Here is a 21,742-nt window from a genome sequence, read left to right on the forward strand (position 1 = left end):
ACCGCGAGCGTCCTCAGCGCATCCAGAAGCCTTCGCGCTTGAGCCGGTTGCGAAATCCCTGCTCGCGCCGGGGCAGGTTGTTGCGGTCGAACAGCGCCCTCGCCTTGCGTCCGCGCCCTTGGTAGACCATGCGCTTGATCGGCTCGTACTGTTTCAGCACCTTCTTGATCCGGTTCGGCGCGGTGATTTCCTCGAGCCAGTCCACCACCGCGTCGCTCTCTCGCGCATAGAGCAGCGGCAGGGTCCGGTAATGGCAGCTCACGGTGCCGTCGATGAGGCCGTCGGGCAGCGTGTCGCGCCCACCGCCGAAGGCGTGGATCACCAGCGGCAGGACAACCTGGTCGAGCCATGGATCGAGGTTCTGGCAGACCAGCTCGGGCGGCGGGTCGTCGCGGATCGCGAGCGCATAGTCGAGAAAGCGCTGTCCGAAGCGGCGCGGGCAGGGGCCGAAGAAGAACCCCGCATTGAAGTAGAGGTAGCGCTGCCAGTACTCGTCGGGCCAACGCGGATCGAGGGAACTCTCGAAATCGAGGCCGAAGCGGTCGTAGAGCGCCCGCCAGGTCTCGGTATAGCCGGGGCCGTAGAGTTCGATCTGCGGCCAGGTGCCCTCGCGCCGGAGCGAGGCGGTCGGGCGCGCGAAATCGAACGGCACGCGGCCCAGATCGTCGAGGATCAGGGTGTCGGTATCGAAGAAGACGAAGGGTTCGCCCGGCGGCAGCGCAAGCAGTGCTTCGATCTTGTTGCCATAGGGGTAGGCCGCGCCGAAATGCCGGCTTTCGAAGGGCAGGATCTCGGCCCCCTGCGCCGCGAGCAGGGCGCGCAGGTCCCGGTCGTCGATGCGGGGATCGCGCGGCCAGAGCGCGCCGGGCTGTGGCTCCGCCACGTAGAGCTTGGCGTGGCGGGCAGGCGTGGTCAGCGCCAGAGAAATCGCGAAGAGCAACGCCTCGTATTGCAGCCGCCCGGACTGACCCACGATCACCACGTTGACCGGGCCCGTTTCCTCGCTCGTATCCTTGTCAGCCATATGGTCCCGCGCGCGCCCCGCCTGTCCTTGCCGCACTATAGGCAGGGCGGGGCGCGCCGGAAACCCGGGGCGTGCGGCCTCAGAGGTCGATCGCCTCGAGCACTTGCGGCTCGATCACCTGCACGCCGGGCAGATCCGCTGCCAGCGCCTCGGCCGATTGCGCGAGCGCCGGGAAGGTGCGGTAGTGCATCGGGATCACGGTCTTGAAATCGAAATAGGTCTTCGCCGCCCAGGCCGCCATCTCCATGTCCATGGTGTAGTAGCCGCCGGCGCTGAGGATGCCAATGTCGGGTTTGTAGTAGGCGCCGATCCAGCTCATGTCGGCCATAATCGTGGTGTCGCCCGAGAAGTAGATCGTCCGGCCCTCGCCGCGGATGATGAAGCCGGTCTCCATGCCGGTGTAGCGCGCGGTGCCATCGACCACCATCGAGGAGCTGTGCGAGGCCGGCACCATGCTCACCGAGACCTTGCCGAATTCCACGGTGCCGCCCTTGTTGAAGGCCTGTCCCGCCACCGCGCCCCGGCTCTCGAGAAGGTTGATCAGCTCGAACATCCCCGAGACCGGCAGCGACCGGTCCTTCGAGATCTGCACGCAGTCATCGGTGTGGTCGAAATGGCCGTGGGTCATCAGGATCTGCGTGACGCCGTCCAGCGCCTCGTCGATGCGGTCGTCGGGCATCATCGGGTTGCCGTTGACCCAAGGGTCGATCAGCAGCACCTGATCCTCGATCTCGATGCGGAAGCCGCCATGTCCAAGCCAAATGAGTTTCATGGATCCATCCTCGTTTGAATGCGTCTGCCCGTAGCCTAGCGCGCGGCGGGACGCGGTAAAGGGGGTGGAGTCGCACCAAAGGTGCGCCCTTGAGAAAGCCCAGGAGGTGCGCCTCTCAATAAGAAGGAGGGGGCTCTGCCCCCTCTTGGCGCTGTGCGCCAATTCACCCCCGAGGTATTTTTGAACCAAAGAAGCCATGAGCGCCGCGCCCCTGCTTCTCTTCGTCAGAAATACTCCCGCCGGAGGCAGGCCGTCCCCTGCGGCCGGGCGTTATGGCCGGCCTTTCGCGCGCGTTTTGACGCCCCATCGGCCCGGCATCCGGCGCGGGCGCTTGCGGCGGCGCGGCTGCGGCGGTAAAGCGGGCGAAAGTTTTGCGGACATTTGCAGACAGGGGAGCCTCCCGATGTCGATCGACACCGACACCGCCGCCCGCGTGGCCAAACTCGCCCGGATCCGGGTCGAGGACGACCAGCTTCCGGCGCTGGCACAGGAATTCTCGAACATCCTCGAGTTCATCGAACAGCTCAACGAGGTCGACGTCGACGGCGTCGAGCCGATGGTCTCGGTGACCCCGATGCGCCTGAAGCGGCGCCAGGACGGCGTGACCGATGGCAATCAGCAGGAGAAAGTCCTGTCCAACGCCCCCGATGCCCGCGAGGGCTTCTTTGCCGTGCCGAAGGTGGTGGAATGACCGATCTGACGAAGATGAAGGTGGCCGAGGCGCGCGACGCGCTGCGCGCCGGAGACGTGACCTCGGTCGAGCTGACCGAAGCCTGCCTGGACGCCATCGAGGGCGCGGGCGCGCTCAACGCCTATGTCCACAAGACCCCCGAGATCGCCCTCGAACAGGCGACCGCCGCCGATGCCCGCATCAAGGCCGGCGACGCCCCCGCCATGTGCGGCATCCCGATGGGCATCAAGGATCTCTTCTGCACCCGTGGCGTCGCCTCGCAGGCCGCCTCGCGGATCCTCGAAGGCTTTCGGCCCGAGTACGAATCCACCGTCACCACGCAGCTGTTCGACGCCGGCGCGGTGATGCTGGGCAAGCTCAACATGGACGAGTTCGCCATGGGGAGCAGCAACGAAACCTCGTGCTACGGCAAGGCGGTCAACCCGTGGCGCCGCGGCAATGACGACAGCCAGCTCACCCCGGGCGGCTCGTCGGGCGGCTCGGCCGCCGCGGTCGCGGCAGATCTCTGCCTTGCCGCCACCGGCACCGACACCGGCGGCTCGATCCGCCAGCCCGCCGCCTTCACCGGCATCACCGGCATCAAGCCGACCTACGGGCGCTGCTCGCGCTGGGGCATCGTGGCCTTCGCAAGCTCCCTCGATCAGGCCGGCCCGATGACCAAGGACGTGCGCGACGCGGCCATCGTGCTGCAGGCCATGTGCGGACACGATCCCAAGGATTCGACCTCCGCGAACCTGCCGGTGCCGGATTTCGAGGCCATGCTGACCGGCGACATCAAGGGCAAGACCATCGGCATTCCGCGCGAATACCACATGGACGGAATGCCCGAGGAGATCGAAACGCTCTGGGCCAAGGGCCGCGAGATGCTGGCCGAGGCTGGCGCCAAGATCGTCGACATCTCGCTGCCGCACACCAAGTACGCGCTGCCGGCCTATTACGTGATCGCGCCGGCGGAGGCGTCGTCGAACCTCGCGCGCTATGACGGCGTGCGCTACGGCCACCGCGCCACGCTCGCTGCCGGCGAGGGCATCAACGATCTCTACGAGAAGACCCGCGCCGAGGGCTTCGGCCCCGAGGTGCAGCGCCGCGTCATGGTCGGCACCTACGTGCTGTCGGCGGGCTTCTACGACGCCTATTACAACCGCGCCCGCAAGGTCCGCACCCTGATCAAGAAGGACTTCGAGGACGTCTTCGCGCAGGGCGTCGACGCGATCCTGACCCCGGCCACGCCGTCCGCGGCGTTCGGCCTCGGCGAGATGCAGGACGCGGACCCGGTGCAGATGTATCTCAACGACGTCTTCACGGTGACGGTGAACCTTGCCGGCCTTCCGGGCGTTAGCGTTCCAGCGGGTCTGGACAAGCAGGGCCTGCCGCTGGGGCTGCAGCTGATCGGGCGGCCGTGGGAAGAGGGCGATCTGCTGAACACCGCATACGCGCTCGAGCGCGCCGCGGGCTTCGCGGAGAAGCCGGCCAAATGGTGGTAACAGCACCGAAACAGAGGTGACAGGCAACATGATGAGATCTGGATTTCTTCTTGGCGTGGCAGCGCTGGCGCTGTCCGCCTGCACCGGAAGCTCGGTGCCCGACAGCGGCGTCGGCTTCGACGACTACCAAAGCTACGACGCCGCTCAGGCCGGCGGCACCGTGAGCGTGAGCGCGCCCTCGCCGGTCGAGACCAGCTCGCTCGACGGGAATGCTGTGGCAGCCGGCGCCACGCCCGGCGTCGCAGGGCAGGCCGCCACCACAGAGGTCGTGACCGGGGCGGACGGGATCTCGAACGAGAACAACTTCGACGCGGTCTCGGCACAGCGCGACATCGCGGACGATGCGGCGCTGATCGCCCAGAACCGGGCGCAGTACCAGATCATCGCGCCGACCGACCTGCCGCCGCGCCCGAACAGCAGCGCGCCGAACATCGTCGCCTATGCGCTGCAGACCACCAATCCCAAGGGTGTGGCGCTCTACGACCGGTCCGGTCGCTACGACGGCAACCCGGTGCCGCGCGCCTGCGGGGCCTACAACTCCTCCGACCTCGCGCAGGAGGCCTTCCTGTCGATGGGCGGCCCGCAGCGCGACCGTCGTGGCCTCGATCCCGACGGTGACGGCTTCGCCTGCGCCTGGGACCCCGCGCCGTTCCGCGCGGCGCGTGGCGGCTGACACCGCTCTGGCACCCGAGCGACAATTTCGGCCCGCGCCGTGAGGGCGCGGTGCCGGATATCGTCGTGCTGCACTACACCGCAATGGCCAGCGCCGAGCGCGCGCGCGACTGGCTCTGCAATCCCGAGTCCGGCGTCTCGGCGCATTACGTGATCGGCCGGCAGGGCACGGTCTGGCAGCTGGTGCGCGAGGATATGCGGGCCTGGCACGCGGGGCTTGGGGCTTGGGGCAGCGTCGGGGAGGTGAACTCGCGCTCGATCGGCATCGAGATCGCCAATACCGGCGCCGAGCCGTTCCCGGAGCCGCAGATGGCGGCGCTCGAGTGTCTCCTGAGCGGCATTCTGCAGCGCTGGCGCATTCCGCCGGAGCGGGTGATCGGCCATTCCGACATGACCCCGGGGCGCAAGATCGACCCCGGCCCGCGCCTCGACTGGGCGCGCCTTGCCCGTCGCGGCCTCGCCATCGCGGCCACCCCGGCGGAACCGGGCGATTTCGCCAACGACGCGCATCGTTTCGGCTACCGCGTCGACGCGGACCGCCATGACGTCCTGCTCACCGCGTTCCGCGACCGCTTCCGCCCCGGCGCGCGCGGCCCCCTCGACGAGACCGACCGCCGCCTCATGGCGGGGCTCGCCGCGCGATACCCCGCCCTCTGACATGACGCCCTTTTCTCGGGCGTTGTACCGGCGGCACGTAACGGCCTGCCTCCGGCGGGAGTATTTTTGACGAAGAGAAGCAGGGGCGCAGCGCGGGTCACTCCAGCGAATAGGGCAGCACGTCGCGGCGTTCTGGATGGATGGAGAGGCGCTTTTCCAGCGGCGGGACCGAGCGCTGGTGGCAATCGGTGCGCTCGCAGATCCGGCAGGAGATGCCGATCGGCTCGAAGGCCCCGTCGCGGGCGAGGTCGAGCCCGTCGGCATAGACCAGCGCGCCGGCGTGCTTGACCTCGCAGCCGAGCGCCATGGCGTAGCGCCGCACCGGCGCGCCGAAATGGCCGCCGCGCTTGGTGACGTCGCGGGCCAGAAGCACGTAGCGCACCCCGTCCGGGGTCTCGGCCAGCTGGCGGAGGAAGCGTCCCGGCGTCTCGAAGGCGCGGTGCACGTTCCACAGCGGGCAGGCGCCGCCGAAGCGGGCGAATTGCAGGCGCGTGGCGGAGTGGCGCTTGGTGATTGTGCCGGCCTGATCGACGCGGGCAAAGAAGAACGGGATGCCCTTGGCGCCGGGCCGTTGCAGGGTCGAGAGCCGGTGCGCGACCTGCTCGATCGAGGCGCCGAAGCGCGCGGCCAGCAGCTCGAGGTCGTGGCGGGTCTCCTGCGCGGCGGCGAGGAAGGCGCCATAGGGCATCATCGCGGCGCCGGCAAAGTAGTTGGCGAGGCCGAGCTTGGCGATGGCGCGGGCGGCGTCGGACTGGAAGCGGGCGAGATCGAGCGTCGCTTCGAGCAGGTCGTTCTGACGCAAGAGCGCCACCTGCACCAGCAGCTGGAAGTTCTGGGTCTCGACCGGCACGAGGTTCGACAGCGTCAGCAGTTTGCGCTCGGCATCATAGGCCCGCAGGCTGCTGGTCCTCGCCGTCTCGACCGCGACGCCGCGCTCGCGCAGGCGGGCCACCAGCGCGCCGCGCAGATCGCCCCTGAGCATGTTGGCGAAATGCTCTGCCGCCCGGTCCACCGCGTCGATGTAGTTGTCGCAGTAGTGGAAGAAGTCGCGCACCTCCTCCCACGGGCTGGGCTGCAACTGCGCATCCTCGCGCCCCAGCGCCTCGTCGAGCGAGGCGAGCCGCTCGTGGGTCTGGCGGTAGGCGCGATGCAGCTCGAGGAAGGCGCGCGCCAGCGCCGGGGCGTTCGACGCGGTCAGGCGCAGATCGGCCAGAGGCGGGCTTTCGCCGAAGATCGGGTCGGCCAGCGCCTCGCGCATGTCCGAGACCAGCCGCTCGCTGTCGCCCTGGCCGAGCTCGGTGACGTCGAAGCCGAATTCCTGCGCCAGCGCCAGCACCACCGTGGTCGAGACCGGGCGGTTGTTGTTCTCCATCTGGTTCAGGTAGGGCAGGGAGATCCCCAGCTTGCCGGCGAAATCCTTCTGCGTCAGCCCGAGCCGGCCGCGCAGGTCGCGCAGCTTGGCCCCGGCATAGAGCTTGCGTGTCGCCATCGGTCCCCCTCCCGCGGTATTTGCAGCTTAGCGTCTCGTGAAGCGCCAGTTTGCAAATTTCGCGGGCGGGGTCCAGTGCGGCCGTGCGCGGGCAGGGCTTACTCTGCCGCCACCGCGCCGCCGCCGGGGATGTAGTTGAGGATCGGCGCCAGCCAGCGCTCGACCTCCTCGACCGCCATGCCCTTGCGCGCGGCATAATCCTGCACCTGGTCGCGCTCGACCTTGGCGACGCCGAAATAGTAACTGTCGGGGTGCGCGATATAGAGCCCCGAGACCGAGGAGCCGGGCCACATGGCGTAGCTCTCGGTCAGCTCGACCCCGGTGGCCTTGGTGGCGTCGAGCAGCTCGAAGAGCGTGGTCTTCTCGGTGTGGTCGGGCTGCGCGGGATAGCCGGGGGCCGGGCGGATGCCGGCGTATTTCTCCGAGATCAGCTCGACATTGTCGAACGCCTCGTCCGGCGCATAGCCCCAGAACTCCTTGCGCACACGCTCGTGCAGGCGCTCGGCCATGGCCTCGGCAAAGCGGTCGGCCAGCGCCTTGACCATGATCGAGGAGTAATCGTCGTGCTTGGCCTCGAAGGCCTTGGCGATGCGCTCTTCCTCGATGCCGGCGGTGACCACGAAGCCGCCGACGTGATCGGGGCGGCCCTCGGGCGCCACGAAATCCGACAGCGCCACGTTGGGCCGGTCGCCGCGCTTGGCGGTCTGCTGGCGCAGGGTGTAGAAGGTGGCCAGTTCCTCGGCGCGGTCCGCGTCCTTGAACAGCCGGATGTCGTCGCCCACGGCGTTGGCCGGCCAGAAGCCCACCACGGCGCGCGGATGGAACCACTTCTCGGCGATGATCTTTTCGAGCATCGCCTGCGCGTCGGCAAACAGCGCGCGCGCGGCCTCGCCCTGTTTCTCGTCGTCGAGGATCTTGGGATAGACGCCCTTCATCTCCCATGTCTGAAAGAACGGCGTCCAGTCGATGTAGCGCGCCAGTTCGGCCAGGTCCCAGTCCTCGACCACCTTGCTGCCGAGGAAGGAGGGGGCAGGAGCGTGGTTGCCGAAATCGAGCTTCAGCGCGTTCTCGCGGGCCTGCTCGACCGAGATGCGCTTCTTGGCGAGCTCGGCGCGGGCGTGCTTGTCCGCCACATCGGCATATTCGGTCTGGATGTTGGCCACGTAGTCCGGCTTTTGCGTCGCGGAGAGCAGCGAGGAGACCACGCTCACCGCGCGGCTGGCATCGGTGACATAGACCGCCTGACCCTTGCCGTAGCGCGGGTGGATCTTCACCGCCGTATGCACGCGCGAGGTGGTGGCGCCGCCAATCAGCAGCGGGATGTCGAAGCCTTCGCGCTCCATCTCGGAGGCCACGTGCACCATCTCGTCGAGCGAGGGGGTGATCAGGCCGGACAGGCCGATCACGTCGACTTTCTGTTCCTTCGCGGTGGCGAGGATCTTCTCGGCCGGGACCATGACGCCAAGGTCGATGATCTCGTAATTGTTGCAGGCCAGCACGACGCCGACGATGTTCTTGCCGATATCGTGCACGTCGCCCTTCACCGTGGCCATCAGCACCTTGCCGGCAGCCTCGCGCTCGGTGCCGCCGCCGAGGCGCTTTTCCTCTTCCATGTAGGGCAGCAGCACGGCGACCGCCTGCTTCATCACGCGGGCCGATTTCACCACCTGCGGCAGGAACATCTTGCCGGCGCCGAAAAGGTCACCGACCACGTTCATGCCGGCCATCAGCGGCCCCTCGATGACGTGCAGCGGGCGCTCGGCGGCCTGCCGGGCTTCCTCGGTGTCGCCTTCGATGAACTCGGTGATGCCGTTGACCAGCGCGTGCTCGAGCCGCTTCTCGACCGGCAGCTCGCGCCAGCTCATGTCCTTTTCCCGGCCCTTGGCGCCGCCCTGACCGCGATAGCGCTCGGCGATGTCGAGCATGTTCTCGGTGGCGGTGCCGCCATTGGCGGGGGTGCGGTTCAGCACCACGTCCTCGCAGGCCTCGCGCAGGTCGGCGTCGATCTGGTCATAGACCGCGAGCTGGCCGGCGTTGACGATGCCCATGTCCATGCCGTTCTGGATGGCGTGGTAGAGGAACACCGCGTGCATCGCCTCGCGCACCGGCTCGTTGCCGCGGAACGAGAAGGACAGGTTCGACACCCCGCCCGAGATGTGCACATGCGGGCAGTCGGTGGTGATGCGGCGGGTCGCTTCGATGAAGTCGACGCCGTAATTGTCGTGCTCCTCGATGCCGGTCGCGACGGCAAAGACGTTGGGGTCGAAGATGATGTCCTCGGGCGGGAAGCCGACCTTCTCGGTCAGCAGCTTGTAGGCGCGGGTGCAGATCTCGACCTTGCGGTCCTCGGTGTCGGCCTGGCCCTGTTCGTCGAAGGCCATGACGATCACCGCCGCCCCGTAGCGGCGGCAGAGCGTGGCCTGCTCGAGGAAGGCCTCTTCGCCTTCCTTCATCGAGATCGAGTTGACCACGGATTTGCCCTGCACGCATTTCAACCCGGCCTCGATGATCTCCCACTTGGAGCTGTCGATCATGATCGGCACGCGGGCGATGTCGGGCTCGGCGGCGATCAGGTTGAGGAACTCGACCATCGCCTGCTGGCTGTCGATCAGCCCTTCGTCCATGTTCACGTCGATGATCTGGGCGCCGTTCTCGACCTGATCGCGGGCGACGTCGAGCGCGGTGGCATAATCGGCATTGGTGATCAGCTTGCGGAACTTGGCCGAGCCGGTGACGTTGGTGCGCTCGCCCACGTTGACGAAGGGGATGTCCTCGGTCAGCACGAAGGGTTCGAGCCCCGACAGGCGCATCAGCGGCTTGGGCTGCGGGATCTCGCGCGGGGCGAATCCCTCGACGGCCTTGGCAATGGCGCGGATGTGCTCGTAAGTCGAGCCGCAGCAGCCGCCCACGACGTTGAGCAGGCCTTCCTTGGCAAAGCCCGCGATCTGCGCGGCCATCTGCTCGGGGGTCTCGTCATACTCGCCCATCTCGTTGGGCAGGCCGGCGTTGGGATAGGCGCAGATCAGCGTGTCGGCCACCCCCGAGATCTCGGCGAGGTGGGGGCGCATGGCCTCGGCGCCGAGGGCGCAGTTGAGGCCGATGGTGAAGGGCTCGGCATGGCGCACCGAATGCCAGAAGGCGGTGGGCGTCTGGCCCGAGAGGGTGCGGCCCGACAGGTCGGTGATGGTGCCCGAGATCATCACCGGCAGACGCTCGCCGCGCTCGGCGAAGACCTCTTCGCAGGCAAAGATCGCGGCCTTGGCGTTGAGCGTGTCGAAGATCGTCTCGATCAGCAGCAGGTCGGCGCCGCCGTCGATCAGCGCGCGCGCCTGATCCGCGTAGGCGATGCGCAATTGATCAAAGCTGACAGCACGATAGCCGGGGTTGTTCACGTCCGGACTGATCGAGGCGGTGCGGTTGGTCGGCCCGAGCGCGCCGGCCACGAAGCGGGGGCGGCCATCCTCGGCCTCGGCCCGGTCCATCGCCTGACGGGCCAGCCGGGCGCCGTGGAAGTTGAGGTCGTAGACCGCCATCTCCATGGCGTAATCGGCCTGCGCGATGGTGGTCGAGGAGAAGGTGTTGGTCTCCACGATATCAGCGCCCGCCATGGCGTAGAGATAGTGGATCTCTTCGATCGCCTCGGGCTTGGTGAGGTTGAGCAGGTCGTTGTTGCCCTGCTGCGGCTTGTCGCTGTCATGCGGCAGGTGGCAGCTGCAGGCGCCGCCGCCGCAGCCCTGGAAATCGCCCTCCGACAGCCCGAGCTGCTGGATCTGCGTGCCCATCGCGCCGTCAAGGATCAGGATGCGCTCGCGCGCGGCCGCGCGGAGGCGGTCGAAGACGGCGGAACGGGTCGGGACGGTGCTGGACATGGGGTGTCTTTCCGGACTGTTTGGCGGCCTACCTATATGTTGGGCGAAGCTAAGGCCAATTCATAATGGTCAAGGGGAACATGAGGCGCCTTCACATTGTGGGCCGGCGAGGGGGCTCATCACGGTTTTGCGATCCATTCTCATTTGCATCGTTGACAAATGCGAATGGTTCGCATTTACATCCTCCAAACAGGACCGACACGACAGGGGACACCTCATGCTCAAGCCCGCGATCCGTCTCGCCACCGCCTCGATGCTCACGCTGGCGCTGGCGCAGGCCGCCACTGCCGAAGAGAAGCTCAAGGTGGTCACCACCTTCACCGTGCTGGCCGACATGGCGCAGAACGTGGCGGGCGATGCCGCCGAGGTGGTCTCGATCACCAAGCCCGGGGCCGAGATCCACGGCTACGAGCCGACGCCGCGCGACATCGTCGGCGCGCACGATGCCGACCTGATCCTGTGGAACGGGCTGAACCTCGAGCTGTGGTTCGAGCAGTTCCTGCGCAATCTCGGCGATCTGCCCTCGGCGACCCTGAGCGATGGCATCGATCCCATCGCCATCTCCAAAGGCGCCTACGAGGGTCAGGCCAACCCGCATGCGTGGATGGGGCTGGACAACGCGCAGGTCTATGTCGACAACATCGCCGCCGCGCTGAGCGCGCACGATCCCGACAATGCCGAAACCTACGAGGCCAACGCGGCAGCCTACAAGCAGCAGCTGCGCGACACGCTCGAGCCGCTGCGCGCGCAGATCGCCGAGATCCCCGAGGACAAGCGCTGGCTGGTCACCTGCGAGGGCGCGTTCAGCTATCTCGCCCGCGATTTCGGCATGAAGGAGCTGTACCTCTGGCCGATGAATGCCGACCAGACCGGCACGCCGCAGCAGGTGCGCGCGGTGATCGACGGGGTGAAGACGCATGATATTCCGGCAGTGTTCTGCGAAAGCACCGTCAACACCGCGCCCGCCGAGCAGGTCGCGCGTGAAACCGGTGCAGAATATGGTGGTGTGCTCTATGTCGATAGCCTGAGCGAGGCCGACGGCCCGGTTCCGACTTACCTTGATCTGCTGAAGGTGACCTCGCAGACCATCGCGGACGGGCTGTCCGGGGCCTCGAACTGAGAGCGCGAAAGAGAAACGTGATGCACGACAGCAAGACCGCCACAGAGGCGCAGGCGGCAGCGGGCGGCGGAATCTCCGCCCGCGACGTAACCGTGTCCTACCGCAACGGCCACACCGCGCTGCGCCACGCCAGCTTCGAGATCCCGCGCGGCACCGTCACCGCGCTTGTCGGGGTGAACGGGGCGGGCAAGTCGACGCTGTTCAAGGCGATCATGGGCTTCGTGCCGGCCTCGGCGGGCGAGATCTCGTTGCTGGGCCTGTCGGTCAGGGAGGCGCTCAAGCGCAACCTTGTGGCCTATGTGCCGCAATCGGAAGAGGTCGACTGGTCCTTCCCGGTGCTGGTCGAGGACGTGGTGATGATGGGGCGCTACGGCCATATGGGCTTCCTGCGCCGCCCCAGGCGCGCCGATCACGCGGCAGTGGCCGAGGCGCTGGCGCGGGTCAACATGCAGGACTTCCGCCATCGCCAGATCGGCGAGCTCTCGGGGGGGCAGCGCAAGCGGGTCTTCCTCGCCCGGGCGCTGGCGCAGGAGGGGCAGGTGATCCTGCTCGACGAGCCCTTCACCGGCGTCGACGTGAAGACCGAGGAGCAGATCATCGCGCTGTTGCGCGCGCTGCGCGACGAGGGGCGGGTGATGCTGGTCTCGACCCACAACCTCGGCTCGGTGCCCGAGTTCTGCGACCGCACCGTTCTGGTCAAGGGCACGGTGCTGGCCTACGGCCCGACCGAGACCACCTTCACCCGCGCCAATCTCGAGGCGGCCTTCGGCGGCGTTCTCCGGCACTTCACGCTCGGCGGCGACGCGCTGCACGACGATGACGATGCCCGCCACGTCACCATCTTTTCCGACGATGAGCGCCCGCTGGTGCAGTACGGCGACGAGATGCGCACGAGGGGGCCGGGCAAATGAGCCGTCTCGCGCACGCCGCCTTGGTCGCGGACCCGACATGCCAGCCCGGGGAGGGGTCGCGATGAGCGTCCTTCTCGAGCCGTTCTCCTATGGCTACATGACCAACGCCATGTGGGTCTCGGCCCTCGTGGGCGGGGTCTGCGCCTTCCTGTCCTCCTACCTCATGCTCAAGGGCTGGTCGCTGATCGGCGACGCGCTGTCGCACGCGGTCGTGCCCGGCGTCGCGGGCGCCTACATGCTGGGGCTGCCCTTCGCCCTGGGCGCCTTCCTTTCCGGAGGTCTCGCGGCGGGGGCGATGCTGTTCCTCTCGGGCCGCTCTGGGCTGAAGATCGACGTGGTGATCGGGCTGATCTTCACCGCGTTCTTCGGGCTGGGGCTGTTCATGGTCTCGGTCAACCCGGTCTCGGTGTCGATCCAGACCATCACCATGGGCAATATCCTCGCCATCACCCCCGGCGACACGCTGCAACTGGTGCTGATCGGGGCGATCTCGCTCGTGGTGCTGCTGGCCAAGTGGAAGGACCTCATGGTCGTCTTCTTCGATGAAAGCCACGCCCAGAGCGTCGGGCTGCGGCCGGGGCTGCTGAAAGCGGTGTTCTTCACGCTGCTCTCGGCCTCGGTGGTGGCGGCAATGCAGACCGTGGGGGCGTTTCTCGTCATCGCGATGGTGGTGACGCCCGGCGCCACCGCCTACCTGCTCTGCGACCGCTTCCCGCGGCTGATCCTGCTGTCGGTGAGCATCGGCGCGCTCACCAGCTTCACCGGCGCCTACCTGAGCTACTTCCTCGACGGCGCGACCGGCGGGGTGATCGTGGTGCTCCAGACACTGATCTTCCTCGCGGCCTTCGTCCTTGCCCCCAAGCACGGGATGCTCGCCGCGCGGCGCAAGGCGCGGCTGGCCCTGCGCGCGGACCCGTCGCAGGAGGGCGCGGCATGAGCGAGCTTCTTCTGCCGTTCCAGTTCCCCTTCATGCAGAACGCGTTCCTGATCTGCGCCATCGTGGCCATTCCCACGGCGCTGCTGTCGTGCTTTCTCGTGCTCAAGGGCTGGGCGCTGATGGGAGACGCCATCAGCCACGCCATCCTGCCCGGCGTGGTGCTGGCCTACATCGTCGGACTGCCGATCATCGTCGGCGCGTTCGCGGCGGGGATGCTCACTGCCACCGCCACGGGCTTTCTGGCCGAGAACAGCCGGGTCAAGCAGGACACGGTGATGGGCGTGGTGTTCTCGGGCATGTTCGGTCTTGGCATCGTGCTTTACACGCAGGTGCAGACCAACGTGCATCTCGACCATATCTTGTTCGGCAACATGCTGGGCGTGGGCCCGGCCGATCTATGGACCGCGGGCAGCATCGCGGCGCTGGTCACCGCCGGATTGCTGCTGAGCTGGAAGGACCTTGTCCTGCACGCCTTCGATCCGGCGCAGGCGCGGGCCTCGGGGCTGCGGGTGGGGCTGCTGCATTACGGTCTGCTCACCGCGCTGTCGCTGACCATCGTGGCGACGCTGACCGCCACCGGGCTGATCCTCGCCGTGGGTCTGCTGATCGCGCCGGGGGCCATCGGCTTCCTTGTCAGCCGGCGTTTCCCGACGATGATGCTGGTGGCGAGCCTCGCCTGCCTGCTGTCGATGCTCGCGGGCACCTATGCCAGCTTCTTCCTCGACAGTGCACCGGCGCCCACGATCATCCTGATCCTGACCGCGCTGTTTGTCGTGGCCTTCGTGCGGCGGAGCCTGCTGACCCGCCGCGCCGCGCGGGCGGGTGTCTGAACGCCCCCGCGGGGGAGATGCCCGCCGCGGCGTGGGGCGGGGCCGCGCCGGGCAAGGTGTCTGACCGTCGAGACTCTGCCCGGATCGCCGGCAAGGCCCACGGCGCCGGGCGCTGGTGTCGGGCGGGGGCGAGGTCCGGAGGGCACGCCCCCGGGGCCCGCGCGGCGTCGTGACGGCGCGGCGTCCGCACCGCCCGGCAGGCCCCGGCAACGGGCCGGACACCCCGCCCGAACCTGTTACCCCTATGCATCTTCTCGATTTGCCGGGCCGCCGCCACTTTCCCAGACCCCTTGGTCGCTCTAGATTGGCTTCATGTCCGTCGAATCCCCGGCTGATGCGCTTGATCCCTCCAAGCTGATCGCCTGTCCCGCCTGCGATGCCCTCTACACCGATCGCGACGTCGCGACCGGCGAGACGGCGCGTTGTGCGCGCTGTCATGCGGTGCTCGAGGCGCCGCGGCGCACGGCGATGACGCGGATCATCATGCTGGCGCTGTCGGCGCTGATCCTGATGGTGGCCGCGATCTTCTTCCCGTTCCTCGAGCTCGAGGCCGCCGGGCGCATCCACCGCGCCTCGCTTCTGGACACGGTGCAGGCGTTCTCAAGCGGGCTCACCGCGCCGCTGACCTTCGCCATGGCGGGGCTGATCGTGATCCTGCCGGTGATCCGCTTCTGCGCGCTGATCTACGTGCTTGGCCCGATGGCCTTCGGCCACGCGCCGGCGCGCCATGCCGAGTTCTTCTTCCGGCTCGCTGATCACCTGCGGCCCTGGGCCATGGCCGAGGTGTTCATCGTCGGCGTGGCGGTGGCGCTGGTCAAGGTCGCGGGCCTGGCGCACATCTTCATCGGCCCGGCGTTCTGGGCCTTCGTGGCGCTGGTCATCGTGACCGTGCTGAAAGACAATTTCATGAGCAGGCTGACGCTATGGAAGACGCTGGAACGGCGCCGCGCATCCTGACCGCCAAGGAGGCGGGGCTGGTGGGCTGCACCGAGTGCGGTCGGGTGCACGCCCCCGGCGTCGCGCGCTGCACCCGCTGCGGCACGCGGCTCAGCAGCCGCGACACCGCCAGCCTGCAGCGGGTCTGGGCGTGGCTGTTCGCCGGTCTGGTGGTCTACGTGCCTGCCAACCTCTACCCGATGCTGCGCACCACGCTGCTTGGCAAGACCACCGACAGCACCATCTTCGGCGGGGTGGTCGACCTCGTGCATCACGGCAGCTACGGGGTGGCGGCAATCGTTTTCGTCGCCTCGATCGTGATTCCGGTGTCGAAGTTCATCGCCATCGGCTACCTCGCGCTGAGTGTGCAGCGGCGGGTGCAGATGTCGGCCCACAAACGGCACCTGCTGTTCGAGGTGGTGGAGTTCATCGGGCGGTGGTCGATGATCGACGTGTTCGTGGTCGCCATCCTGTCCTCGCTGGTGCAACTGGATTTCGCGGCCTCGATCAACCCCGGGATCGCAGCGGTGAGCTTCGCGCTTTCCGTAGCCTTTACAATGATTTCGGCCCTGAGCTTCGACTCGCGGCTGATCTGGGACGCAGACGTTGGAGTGAACGAGAATGAGTGACCCGCGACCCGCCGAGATGGAGATCGAGGGCCCCAAGCGGTCTATCTGGCGCAACCTGTCCCTGACCTGGCTGATCCCGATCATCGCGCTGGCGATCACCCTGCTGATCGCCTGGCAAAGCTGGGCCGAGCGCGGCACCCGCATCGAGATCACCTTCGAGAATGCCGCCGGGATCGTGCCGGGCGAGACCGCGCTGCGCTACCGCGACGTGAGCATCGGCCTGGTCGAGGACGTGGTGTTCTCCAACGACCTCTCCTCGGTGCATATCGGGGCCCGGATCGACAACATCGTCGCCGAGTCGCTGCCGTCGGATGCCGAGTTCTGGGTGGTGCGCCCCGAGGTCAGCGCCTCGGGTATTTCGGGCCTGTCGACGGTGCTGTCCGGCGTCTATATCGAGGCCGCGTTCGAGCCGCAGGACGGCGCCGAGGCGACCCGCTTCAAGGGGCGGGACACCGCGCCGCTGGTCCGGCCCGGCATGAAGGGCACCCGCATCGTGCTGCGCGCCCCCGACGGCGCCATGCTCAGCGCCGGCGCCCCGATCTTCCACCAGGGCATCGAGGTCGGCCGGATCGAGACACCGCGCCTGATCGAGAGCGGCAACGGCGTGATCGCCGACGCCTTCATCGAGGCCCCCCATGATCGCCGCGTCACCACCTCGACCCGGTTCTGGGACACCTCCGGCTTCAACGTCAATTTCGGCCCGCAGGGGCTCGACCTGTCGGTCGGGTCCGTCTCGGCACTGATCCGCGGCGGCATCGCTTTCGACACCGTGGTGTCGGGCGGCAACCCGGTGCCCTCGCGCTACGTCTTCGACCTGTTCGACGACGAGGCCGCGGCGCGCGACAGCGTGTTCAGCCAGAGCATCGACAACGCCGTCGACCTCATGGTCGAGTTCGACGAATCCGTGCGCGGCCTCGAGGCCGGTGCCCCGGTGAGCTATCGCGGCCTCAAGATCGGCGCGGTCAATTCGCTCGGCGCCTTCATCGACGACGTGAGCGGCGAGCAGCGGGTCAAGCTGCGGGCCTCCATCTCCATCGACCCGCGGGCGCTCGGGCTCGAGGATGACGGCGCCGCCGAAGCCGAGGTCATCACCTTCCTCGCCGAGGCGGTGCAGGACGGCCTGCGGGCGCGGCTCGCATCGCAGGGGCTGTTCAGCCAGTCGCTGATGGTCGAACTGGTCGAGATTCCCGACGCGGAACCGGCGGCGCTTGGCATCTTCGACACCGAGGCACCGGTGCTGCCATCGGTCGAATCCGATGTGCCGGACGTGGCTGCCACCGCCGAGGGCCTGTTCCAGCGCATCGACGATCTGCCGGTCGAAGAGCTCATGGAGCAGGCAATTGCCACGCTGCGCTCGGTCGAGAGCTTCGCCGGCGACCCGGACCTGCGCGCCGTGCCGGCCTCGGTCAGCGGCCTGCTCGACGAGGCCCGCGGGCTGATCGGCAGCGAAGAGACGCAGGCACTGCCGGGCGAGCTCAACGCCACGGTCACCGCGCTGCGCGAGATCGTCGAGGAACTGCGCGAGGCCGGCACCGCCGAGAAGCTCGCCGCCGCCCTCGACGGGGCCACCGCCGCCACCGACAGCGTGAACAGCGTTGCCACCGAGATCACCGCCGCGACCGAAGAGGTGCCGGCGCTGATCGAGGAGATGCGCGATCTCGTGGCCAAGGCCAACGCGCTGCAGCTCGAGGCCTTCGTCGACCGTGCGACGGCTCTGGCCGACAGCACCGACCGCCTGGTCGCCAGCGATGCGACGCAGGCCCTGCCGGGCGAGATCAACGCCACCCTCGCCGAGGTGCGCGGCGTGGTCGAGGAACTGCGCACCGCCGACGCCGTCGGGCGCCTGATGACCACGCTCGACAATGCCTCCGCCGCCGCCGACTCGGTGACCGGGGTGGCGACGGATCTCTCCGGGGCGACCTCGGAGGTGCCGGCGCTGGTCGACGACCTTCGCAACCTCGTGGACACCGCCAACCAACTGCCGCTCGACGCCTTCGTCGAACGCGCCACCAGCCTCGTGGAAAGCGCCGACCGGCTGATCGACAGCGACCAGACCCGGGCGCTGCCCGGCGCCCTGACGCGGATGCTCGACGAGGCGCGCACGGCGCTCGAGGAGCTGCGCGAGGGCGGTGTGGTCGAGAACACCAACGCCACGCTGGCCTCGGCGCGCGATGCGGCGGCGGCCATCGAGGAAGCGGCGGAAAGCCTGCCAAGCCTCTCGACCCGCATCCAGGGCATGGTCGGAGAGGCCCAACTGGCGCTTCAGGGCTATGGCGAGAACTCGCGCTTCAACCGCGAGACGCTGGCGGCCCTGCGCGAAGTCCAGGCCGCCGCCGAGGCGCTCAACAAGCTCGCGCGCTCGATCGAGCGCAATCCCAATTCCCTCCTGTTTGGACGATAAGCATGTATCTGCGCATTCTGCCCCTCGCCCTGATGCTCGCCGCCTGTTCCGGGCCCGAGCCGCAGTTCCTGATCGACACGCCGACGCAGGCCGGCAGCGCCCGGTTGCGGGTGGCCACCCTCGAGGTGCGGCAGGTCTCTCTGCCGGCCTATGCCGCCGCCTCCGAGATCCTGCTCGAGGGCGAGGACGGCGCGCTGACGCAGGTCGACAACGCGCTCTGGGCCGACGAGCCCGCCCGCGCGGTGACGCTCGCCATCGCCGAGCAGATCGGGGCGGCCTCCTCGGCCACCGTGGCGCCGGAGCCGTGGCCGCTGGCCGACGAGGCGCAGGCGGCGGTGCAGGTGACGGTCTCGCGCCTCGTGGCGCGCAACAACGGCACGCTGCGGCTGACCGGGCAATACGCCATCTCGTCCTACGACAAGGTGGTGCGCGAGCGCATCCAGGGCTTCGACATCGTCGTACCGATGGTGGGCGAGGGGCCGCAGGCCATCGCCCGCGCCACCGGCGCCGCGGTCACCGAGCTGTCCGGCCAGATCACCCAGGGCCTGCGCTGACGCGCGGCCTCAACACAGAAACAGGCGGCGCCGGGGCGAGAGCCTGGGCGCCGATCTTCGTCGCGGTGACTGTGGAGTTGTTCAGCTACGGCTGTCGGGGAGCGAGATGTTGGCGACCTGCTCGGCGATCGGATCGGTGGAGAGCGGATGGCGCTCTTCGTCGTAATCGCGGGTGTCTTGCATGACCTCCCAGCCGCCGCGGCGGTAGACTTCGAGCGCGTCGAACTGCGCCTTGTAGCCCATCTTGGGGCTGCCGGGCACCCAGTAGCCGAGATAGACATAAGGCAGGCCGGCCTCGCGGGCGATCTCGACATGGTCGAGGATCATCCAGGTCCCGAGGCTCTTGCGCGCCAGCTCGGGCTCGTAAAACGAGTAGACCATCGACACCCCGTCATCGAGCACATCCGTCAGGCACACCGCCTTGAGGTCGCCGCTGGCGATGTCGCTATACTCGACCACGCGCGAGCGGATCGGGGTCTCCTCGATCATCGCGGCGAACTCGAAGATGTCCATGTCGGCCATGCCGCCATCGGCATGGCGGGTGTCGAGATAGCGGCGGAACAGCGAGAACTGCTCTTCCGTGGCCCACGGGCTCGAGGCGCGCCGTGCGAGGTTGGCGTTGCGCTTCAGCGCCCGGCGCTGGCTCTTGGAGGGCTGGAAGCGGCGCACGTCGATGCGGGCCGACAGGCAGGCCGAGCAATCCGAGCAGGAGGGCCGGTAGAGCACGTTCTGCGAGCGGCGGAAGCCCTGCTTCGACAGGCTGTCATTGAGCTTCTCGGCACTGTCGCCCTGCAACGCGGTGAACAGCTTGCGCTCCATCCGGCCCGGAAGATACGGGCAGGGCTGCGGAGCCGTCACATAGAATTGCGGCGCGAGAGGCAGGGAGTGGCGCATGAAGGTCCTGTCTGGAGATCCTCGAAAAACCTAGCAACGAAATCCTGACCCGCCAAGCCCCCCAAACCGGTGGATCGCGGGGCTTTGATCGCGCCCGGGCTCGCGCTTAACGCAGGGGCGTGCAGGGCGTTCCTGCGGGCGCTGAGGCGAAAACGCAAAACGCCCGGCGGAGATCGCCGGGCGTGTCGGATCGGAATGCGTGCGGGGGCCGGTTCGGGCGCTTCTTCAGGGTCGGTGCCCTCGGGCGTGGTTGGGGGCAGAGCGGTCACGCGCCGCTTGTTGAGCGCAGTCCTTACGCGCGCTTGTTGAGCGCAGTCCTTACGCGCGCTTGTTGAGCGCGACGGTCCCCAGAACCATGTCGGTCAGGCCCTGGCCACGCTCGGTGGCGAACATGCACACGATCGAGATCAGCTGCAGCGGCGCCATGGAGACCGAGACGGCATAGCCCAGCGTATGCAGCACCGCCTGCATGAAATCGAGCCGCTCGCCGCGCCAGTCGCGGAACTCGATCGCCATCAGGCGCATCCCCCACGTGGCCGAGCCGTTGGCGATGGTGAGCACGCGGTAGATGAAGCTCACCACCATCCACAGCGCGAAGAACACGAAGGCGCCGAGAAAGGCGGTGAAGATCAGCGCCAGCAGCACGAAGAAGGCGACGATGATCGTGTCGATGACCCAGGCCAGGCCGCGCTTGATCGCGACACTGTCATAGAACGCGCTCTGGCGCACTGGATCGGGAAGCTGGGAATAGGAAGCGTCGGTATACATCTGGCTCACTTGCGGGCTCTCTGGACCTGTCTCTCTGGTGTCTCGGGCTGTGGCCGCGCGGGCGGCCTTGTGGGGGATGATAGACCATGGCCCCGGTGCGGGGCCATGGAGAAGGCGCTTACGCGTCCTCTTTGCTGTCTTCCTCGGCCACATCGCGCGGGGCGCGGGCACGCTCGTCCATGAACTGGTCGAACTCAGCCTTGTCGCGGGCTTCGCGCAGGCGCTGCAGGAAGTCCTCGAAGCTCTTCTGCTCATCCTCGAGACGGCGCAGCGTGTCCATCTTGTAGGCATCGAAGGCGGCGTTGCCCGAGGGCCGCGCGGCGTTGAAGCTGTGACGGTAGGCGTTGGCGCTGCTGTTGCGGCGACTGCGGCAGGATTTTCCGAACATGCGTTTGCTCCAGATCATGTAGGCAAGAAGGGCGAGGCCGATGGGCCAGAAGACGATGAAGCCAAGTACCATGGCCACGATCCAGGCGGGTCTGCCGCGCTCGTCGAGCCAGGCCTCGGCGCGTTTGAGCCACCCGGGGTTCGCGGGTCTGGCGTCGTACTGCGTCGCGGCGTTCATTTGCGGTTCCTTTGTCTCTCGTTTGCGTATGTGAATGTCTTTCACATTACATCAGATCGGGATTGCCAGCGGTCCGATCAAGGGGCGATGTGAAAGTTTTTAACATCACCCGGAAAACGCGAGTTTTATCAAGGGTTTGCGCTGTATGATTTAGCGCCAAACCCGGGGCCGGGCGGGCGGCTCCGCCGGTGAAACTGGGTGGTTTTGCGGGGAGGAGGCAGGGGTCACAATGTTCTGGCTCCCGGGCGCGGGGGCGTTTGAAGGGGGGGATGCGGACGTTAGGCTCGGCGCGGAGACGGCCTCTCTCGTCGGGAAGGGTGGTCTCTCTCGGGCCGCGCGGCGTCTGTCAACGCCCAGAGCTGCCGTTAAGGCAGCGTGTGGCGAAGGCCGGCAGTGAGGCCAACCTACGCTTTCGACGGGCTGCAGCGAACGGCCGCTCTCGCAATCATCCAAAAACGTGGAAGAACCACATAAGCTATTCCTTGGGGTTCTGTCCCGGCTAACCACTATAAGACGCAGGCCCTCTTGAGGAGGGACAG

At 67.6% G+C, this 21,742-nt stretch carries 19 protein-coding genes; 12 read left to right on the plus strand and 7 right to left on the minus strand.

Going from position 1 to position 21,742, the window contains the following annotated elements; translation table 11 throughout:
* Positions 1-13: 13 nt before the first annotated feature.
* On the minus strand, positions 14-1,024 hold the full coding sequence (locus LCM15_RS00185; RefSeq protein WP_224852221.1) for a hypothetical protein: 1,011 nt from the start codon (positions 1,022-1,024) through the stop codon (positions 14-16).
* A gap of 79 nt (positions 1,025-1,103) precedes the next feature.
* Complete coding sequence (locus LCM15_RS00190; RefSeq protein WP_224852222.1) at positions 1,104-1,796, minus strand: metal-dependent hydrolase; 693 nt, start codon at positions 1,794-1,796, stop codon at positions 1,104-1,106.
* A gap of 403 nt (positions 1,797-2,199) precedes the next feature.
* Here LCM15_RS00190 and gatC point away from each other — a divergent pair, with 403 nt between their 5' ends.
* From gatC to LCM15_RS00210, 4 genes are read left to right on the plus strand one after another with little or no spacing between them, the layout of a single operon-like run.
* Positions 2,200-2,487 (plus strand): Asp-tRNA(Asn)/Glu-tRNA(Gln) amidotransferase subunit GatC, encoded by a 288-nt coding sequence (gene gatC / locus LCM15_RS00195; protein ID WP_224852223.1) that lies wholly within the window; start codon positions 2,200-2,202, stop codon positions 2,485-2,487.
* On the plus strand, positions 2,484-3,971 hold the full coding sequence (gene gatA / locus LCM15_RS00200; protein WP_224852224.1) for an Asp-tRNA(Asn)/Glu-tRNA(Gln) amidotransferase subunit GatA: 1,488 nt from the start codon (positions 2,484-2,486) through the stop codon (positions 3,969-3,971). The genes gatC and gatA overlap by 4 nt, the downstream gene beginning before the upstream one ends.
* A 31-nt stretch (positions 3,972-4,002) precedes the next feature.
* Positions 4,003-4,644, plus strand: coding sequence for a hypothetical protein (locus tag LCM15_RS00205; protein ID WP_224853031.1), 642 nt, complete (start codon positions 4,003-4,005; stop codon positions 4,642-4,644).
* A complete protein-coding gene (locus LCM15_RS00210; RefSeq protein WP_224853033.1) occupies positions 4,605-5,300 on the plus strand; it encodes an N-acetylmuramoyl-L-alanine amidase in 696 nt (231 codons plus the stop codon). Before LCM15_RS00205 ends, LCM15_RS00210 begins: the two co-directional genes overlap by 40 nt.
* A 97-nt stretch (positions 5,301-5,397) precedes the next feature.
* Here the strand turns inward: LCM15_RS00210 and LCM15_RS00215 are convergent, their stop codons facing one another.
* Together LCM15_RS00215 and metH are read right to left on the minus strand one after the other, a co-directional pair.
* Positions 5,398-6,789 carry a helix-turn-helix domain-containing protein gene (locus tag LCM15_RS00215; RefSeq protein ID WP_224852225.1) on the minus strand — a complete coding sequence of 464 codons (1,392 nt, stop codon included), beginning with the start codon at positions 6,787-6,789 and terminating at the stop codon, positions 5,398-5,400.
* Between the two features lie 98 nt (positions 6,790-6,887).
* Entirely contained in the window at positions 6,888-10,658 is a 3,771-nt protein-coding gene (metH, locus tag LCM15_RS00220) for a methionine synthase (protein WP_224852226.1), read from the minus strand.
* 217 nt (positions 10,659-10,875) lie between these two features.
* Here metH and LCM15_RS00225 point away from each other — a divergent pair, with 217 nt between their 5' ends.
* The 8 genes from LCM15_RS00225 (at position 10,876) to LCM15_RS00260 (ending at position 18,976) form a co-directional block, all read left to right on the plus strand.
* Positions 10,876-11,778: a metal ABC transporter substrate-binding protein gene (locus LCM15_RS00225; protein WP_318246050.1), complete on the plus strand. Its 903-nt coding sequence runs from the start codon at positions 10,876-10,878 to the stop codon at positions 11,776-11,778.
* A 20-nt stretch (positions 11,779-11,798) separates the two neighbouring features.
* The gene (locus LCM15_RS00230) at positions 11,799-12,689 is read left to right on the plus strand and encodes a manganese/iron ABC transporter ATP-binding protein (protein ID WP_224852227.1); all 891 of its coding nucleotides are present in this window, start codon (positions 11,799-11,801) and stop codon (positions 12,687-12,689) included.
* 61 nt (positions 12,690-12,750) lie between these two features.
* Positions 12,751-13,626, plus strand: a complete 876-nt coding sequence (locus tag LCM15_RS00235) for a metal ABC transporter permease (protein ID WP_224852228.1) — start codon at positions 12,751-12,753, stop codon at positions 13,624-13,626.
* A complete protein-coding gene (locus LCM15_RS00240; protein ID WP_224852229.1) occupies positions 13,623-14,456 on the plus strand; it encodes a metal ABC transporter permease in 834 nt (277 codons plus the stop codon). Before LCM15_RS00235 ends, LCM15_RS00240 begins: the two co-directional genes overlap by 4 nt.
* 312 nt (positions 14,457-14,768) lie before the next feature.
* Positions 14,769-15,413, plus strand: a complete 645-nt coding sequence (locus LCM15_RS00245) for a paraquat-inducible protein A (protein ID WP_224852230.1) — start codon at positions 14,769-14,771, stop codon at positions 15,411-15,413.
* Entirely contained in the window at positions 15,380-16,021 is a 642-nt protein-coding gene (locus LCM15_RS00250) for a paraquat-inducible protein A (RefSeq protein WP_224852231.1), read from the plus strand. Before LCM15_RS00245 ends, LCM15_RS00250 begins: the two co-directional genes overlap by 34 nt.
* Positions 16,014-18,422, plus strand: a complete 2,409-nt coding sequence (locus LCM15_RS00255) for an MlaD family protein (protein ID WP_224852232.1) — start codon at positions 16,014-16,016, stop codon at positions 18,420-18,422. The genes LCM15_RS00250 and LCM15_RS00255 overlap by 8 nt, the downstream gene beginning before the upstream one ends.
* Positions 18,423-18,424: 2 nt before the next feature.
* A complete protein-coding gene (locus LCM15_RS00260) occupies positions 18,425-18,976 on the plus strand; it encodes a membrane integrity-associated transporter subunit PqiC (RefSeq protein WP_224852233.1) in 552 nt (183 codons plus the stop codon).
* Positions 18,977-19,057: 81 nt separating this feature from the next.
* Here the strand turns inward: LCM15_RS00260 and LCM15_RS00265 are convergent, their stop codons facing one another.
* The 3 genes from LCM15_RS00265 to LCM15_RS00275 form a co-directional block, all read right to left on the minus strand.
* Positions 19,058-19,870, minus strand: a complete 813-nt coding sequence (locus LCM15_RS00265) for an arginyltransferase (protein WP_224852234.1) — start codon at positions 19,868-19,870, stop codon at positions 19,058-19,060.
* A 318-nt stretch (positions 19,871-20,188) separates the two neighbouring features.
* Complete coding sequence (locus LCM15_RS00270; RefSeq protein ID WP_224853036.1) at positions 20,189-20,638, minus strand: RDD family protein; 450 nt, start codon at positions 20,636-20,638, stop codon at positions 20,189-20,191.
* Between the two features lie 118 nt (positions 20,639-20,756).
* Positions 20,757-21,203, minus strand: a complete 447-nt coding sequence (locus LCM15_RS00275; RefSeq protein ID WP_224852235.1) for a DUF2852 domain-containing protein — start codon at positions 21,201-21,203, stop codon at positions 20,757-20,759.
* Positions 21,204-21,742: the final 539 nt, after the last annotated feature.

Source organism: Salipiger bermudensis, assembly GCF_020171625.1.
Classification (GTDB): Bacteria; Pseudomonadota; Alphaproteobacteria; order Rhodobacterales; family Rhodobacteraceae; genus Salipiger; species Salipiger bermudensis_B.

Excerpts from the sequence above, each read along its gene's own strand:
- LCM15_RS00185 (WP_224852221.1), bottom strand. The coding sequence starts at position 1,024 with ATGGCTGACAAGGATACGAGCGAGGAAACGGGCCCGGTCAACGTGGTG.
- LCM15_RS00190 (WP_224852222.1), bottom strand. The coding sequence starts at position 1,796 with ATGAAACTCATTTGGCTTGGACATGGCGGCTTCCGCATCGAGATCGAG.
- gatC (WP_224852223.1), top strand. The coding sequence starts at position 2,200 with ATGTCGATCGACACCGACACCGCCGCCCGCGTGGCCAAACTCGCCCGG.
- gatA (WP_224852224.1), top strand. The coding sequence starts at position 2,484 with ATGACCGATCTGACGAAGATGAAGGTGGCCGAGGCGCGCGACGCGCTG.
- LCM15_RS00205 (WP_224853031.1), top strand. The coding sequence starts at position 4,003 with ATGAGATCTGGATTTCTTCTTGGCGTGGCAGCGCTGGCGCTGTCCGCC.
- LCM15_RS00215 (WP_224852225.1), bottom strand. The coding sequence starts at position 6,789 with ATGGCGACACGCAAGCTCTATGCCGGGGCCAAGCTGCGCGACCTGCGC.
- metH (WP_224852226.1), bottom strand. The coding sequence starts at position 10,658 with ATGTCCAGCACCGTCCCGACCCGTTCCGCCGTCTTCGACCGCCTCCGC.
- LCM15_RS00225 (WP_318246050.1), top strand. The coding sequence starts at position 10,876 with ATGCTCAAGCCCGCGATCCGTCTCGCCACCGCCTCGATGCTCACGCTG.
- LCM15_RS00230 (WP_224852227.1), top strand. The coding sequence starts at position 11,799 with ATGCACGACAGCAAGACCGCCACAGAGGCGCAGGCGGCAGCGGGCGGC.
- LCM15_RS00235 (WP_224852228.1), top strand. The coding sequence starts at position 12,751 with ATGAGCGTCCTTCTCGAGCCGTTCTCCTATGGCTACATGACCAACGCC.
- LCM15_RS00240 (WP_224852229.1), top strand. The coding sequence starts at position 13,623 with ATGAGCGAGCTTCTTCTGCCGTTCCAGTTCCCCTTCATGCAGAACGCG.
- LCM15_RS00245 (WP_224852230.1), top strand. The coding sequence starts at position 14,769 with ATGTCCGTCGAATCCCCGGCTGATGCGCTTGATCCCTCCAAGCTGATC.
- LCM15_RS00250 (WP_224852231.1), top strand. The coding sequence starts at position 15,380 with ATGGAAGACGCTGGAACGGCGCCGCGCATCCTGACCGCCAAGGAGGCG.
- LCM15_RS00255 (WP_224852232.1), top strand. The coding sequence starts at position 16,014 with ATGAGTGACCCGCGACCCGCCGAGATGGAGATCGAGGGCCCCAAGCGG.
- LCM15_RS00260 (WP_224852233.1), top strand. The coding sequence starts at position 18,425 with ATGTATCTGCGCATTCTGCCCCTCGCCCTGATGCTCGCCGCCTGTTCC.
- LCM15_RS00265 (WP_224852234.1), bottom strand. The coding sequence starts at position 19,870 with ATGCGCCACTCCCTGCCTCTCGCGCCGCAATTCTATGTGACGGCTCCG.
- LCM15_RS00270 (WP_224853036.1), bottom strand. The coding sequence starts at position 20,638 with ATGTATACCGACGCTTCCTATTCCCAGCTTCCCGATCCAGTGCGCCAG.
- LCM15_RS00275 (WP_224852235.1), bottom strand. The coding sequence starts at position 21,203 with ATGAACGCCGCGACGCAGTACGACGCCAGACCCGCGAACCCCGGGTGG.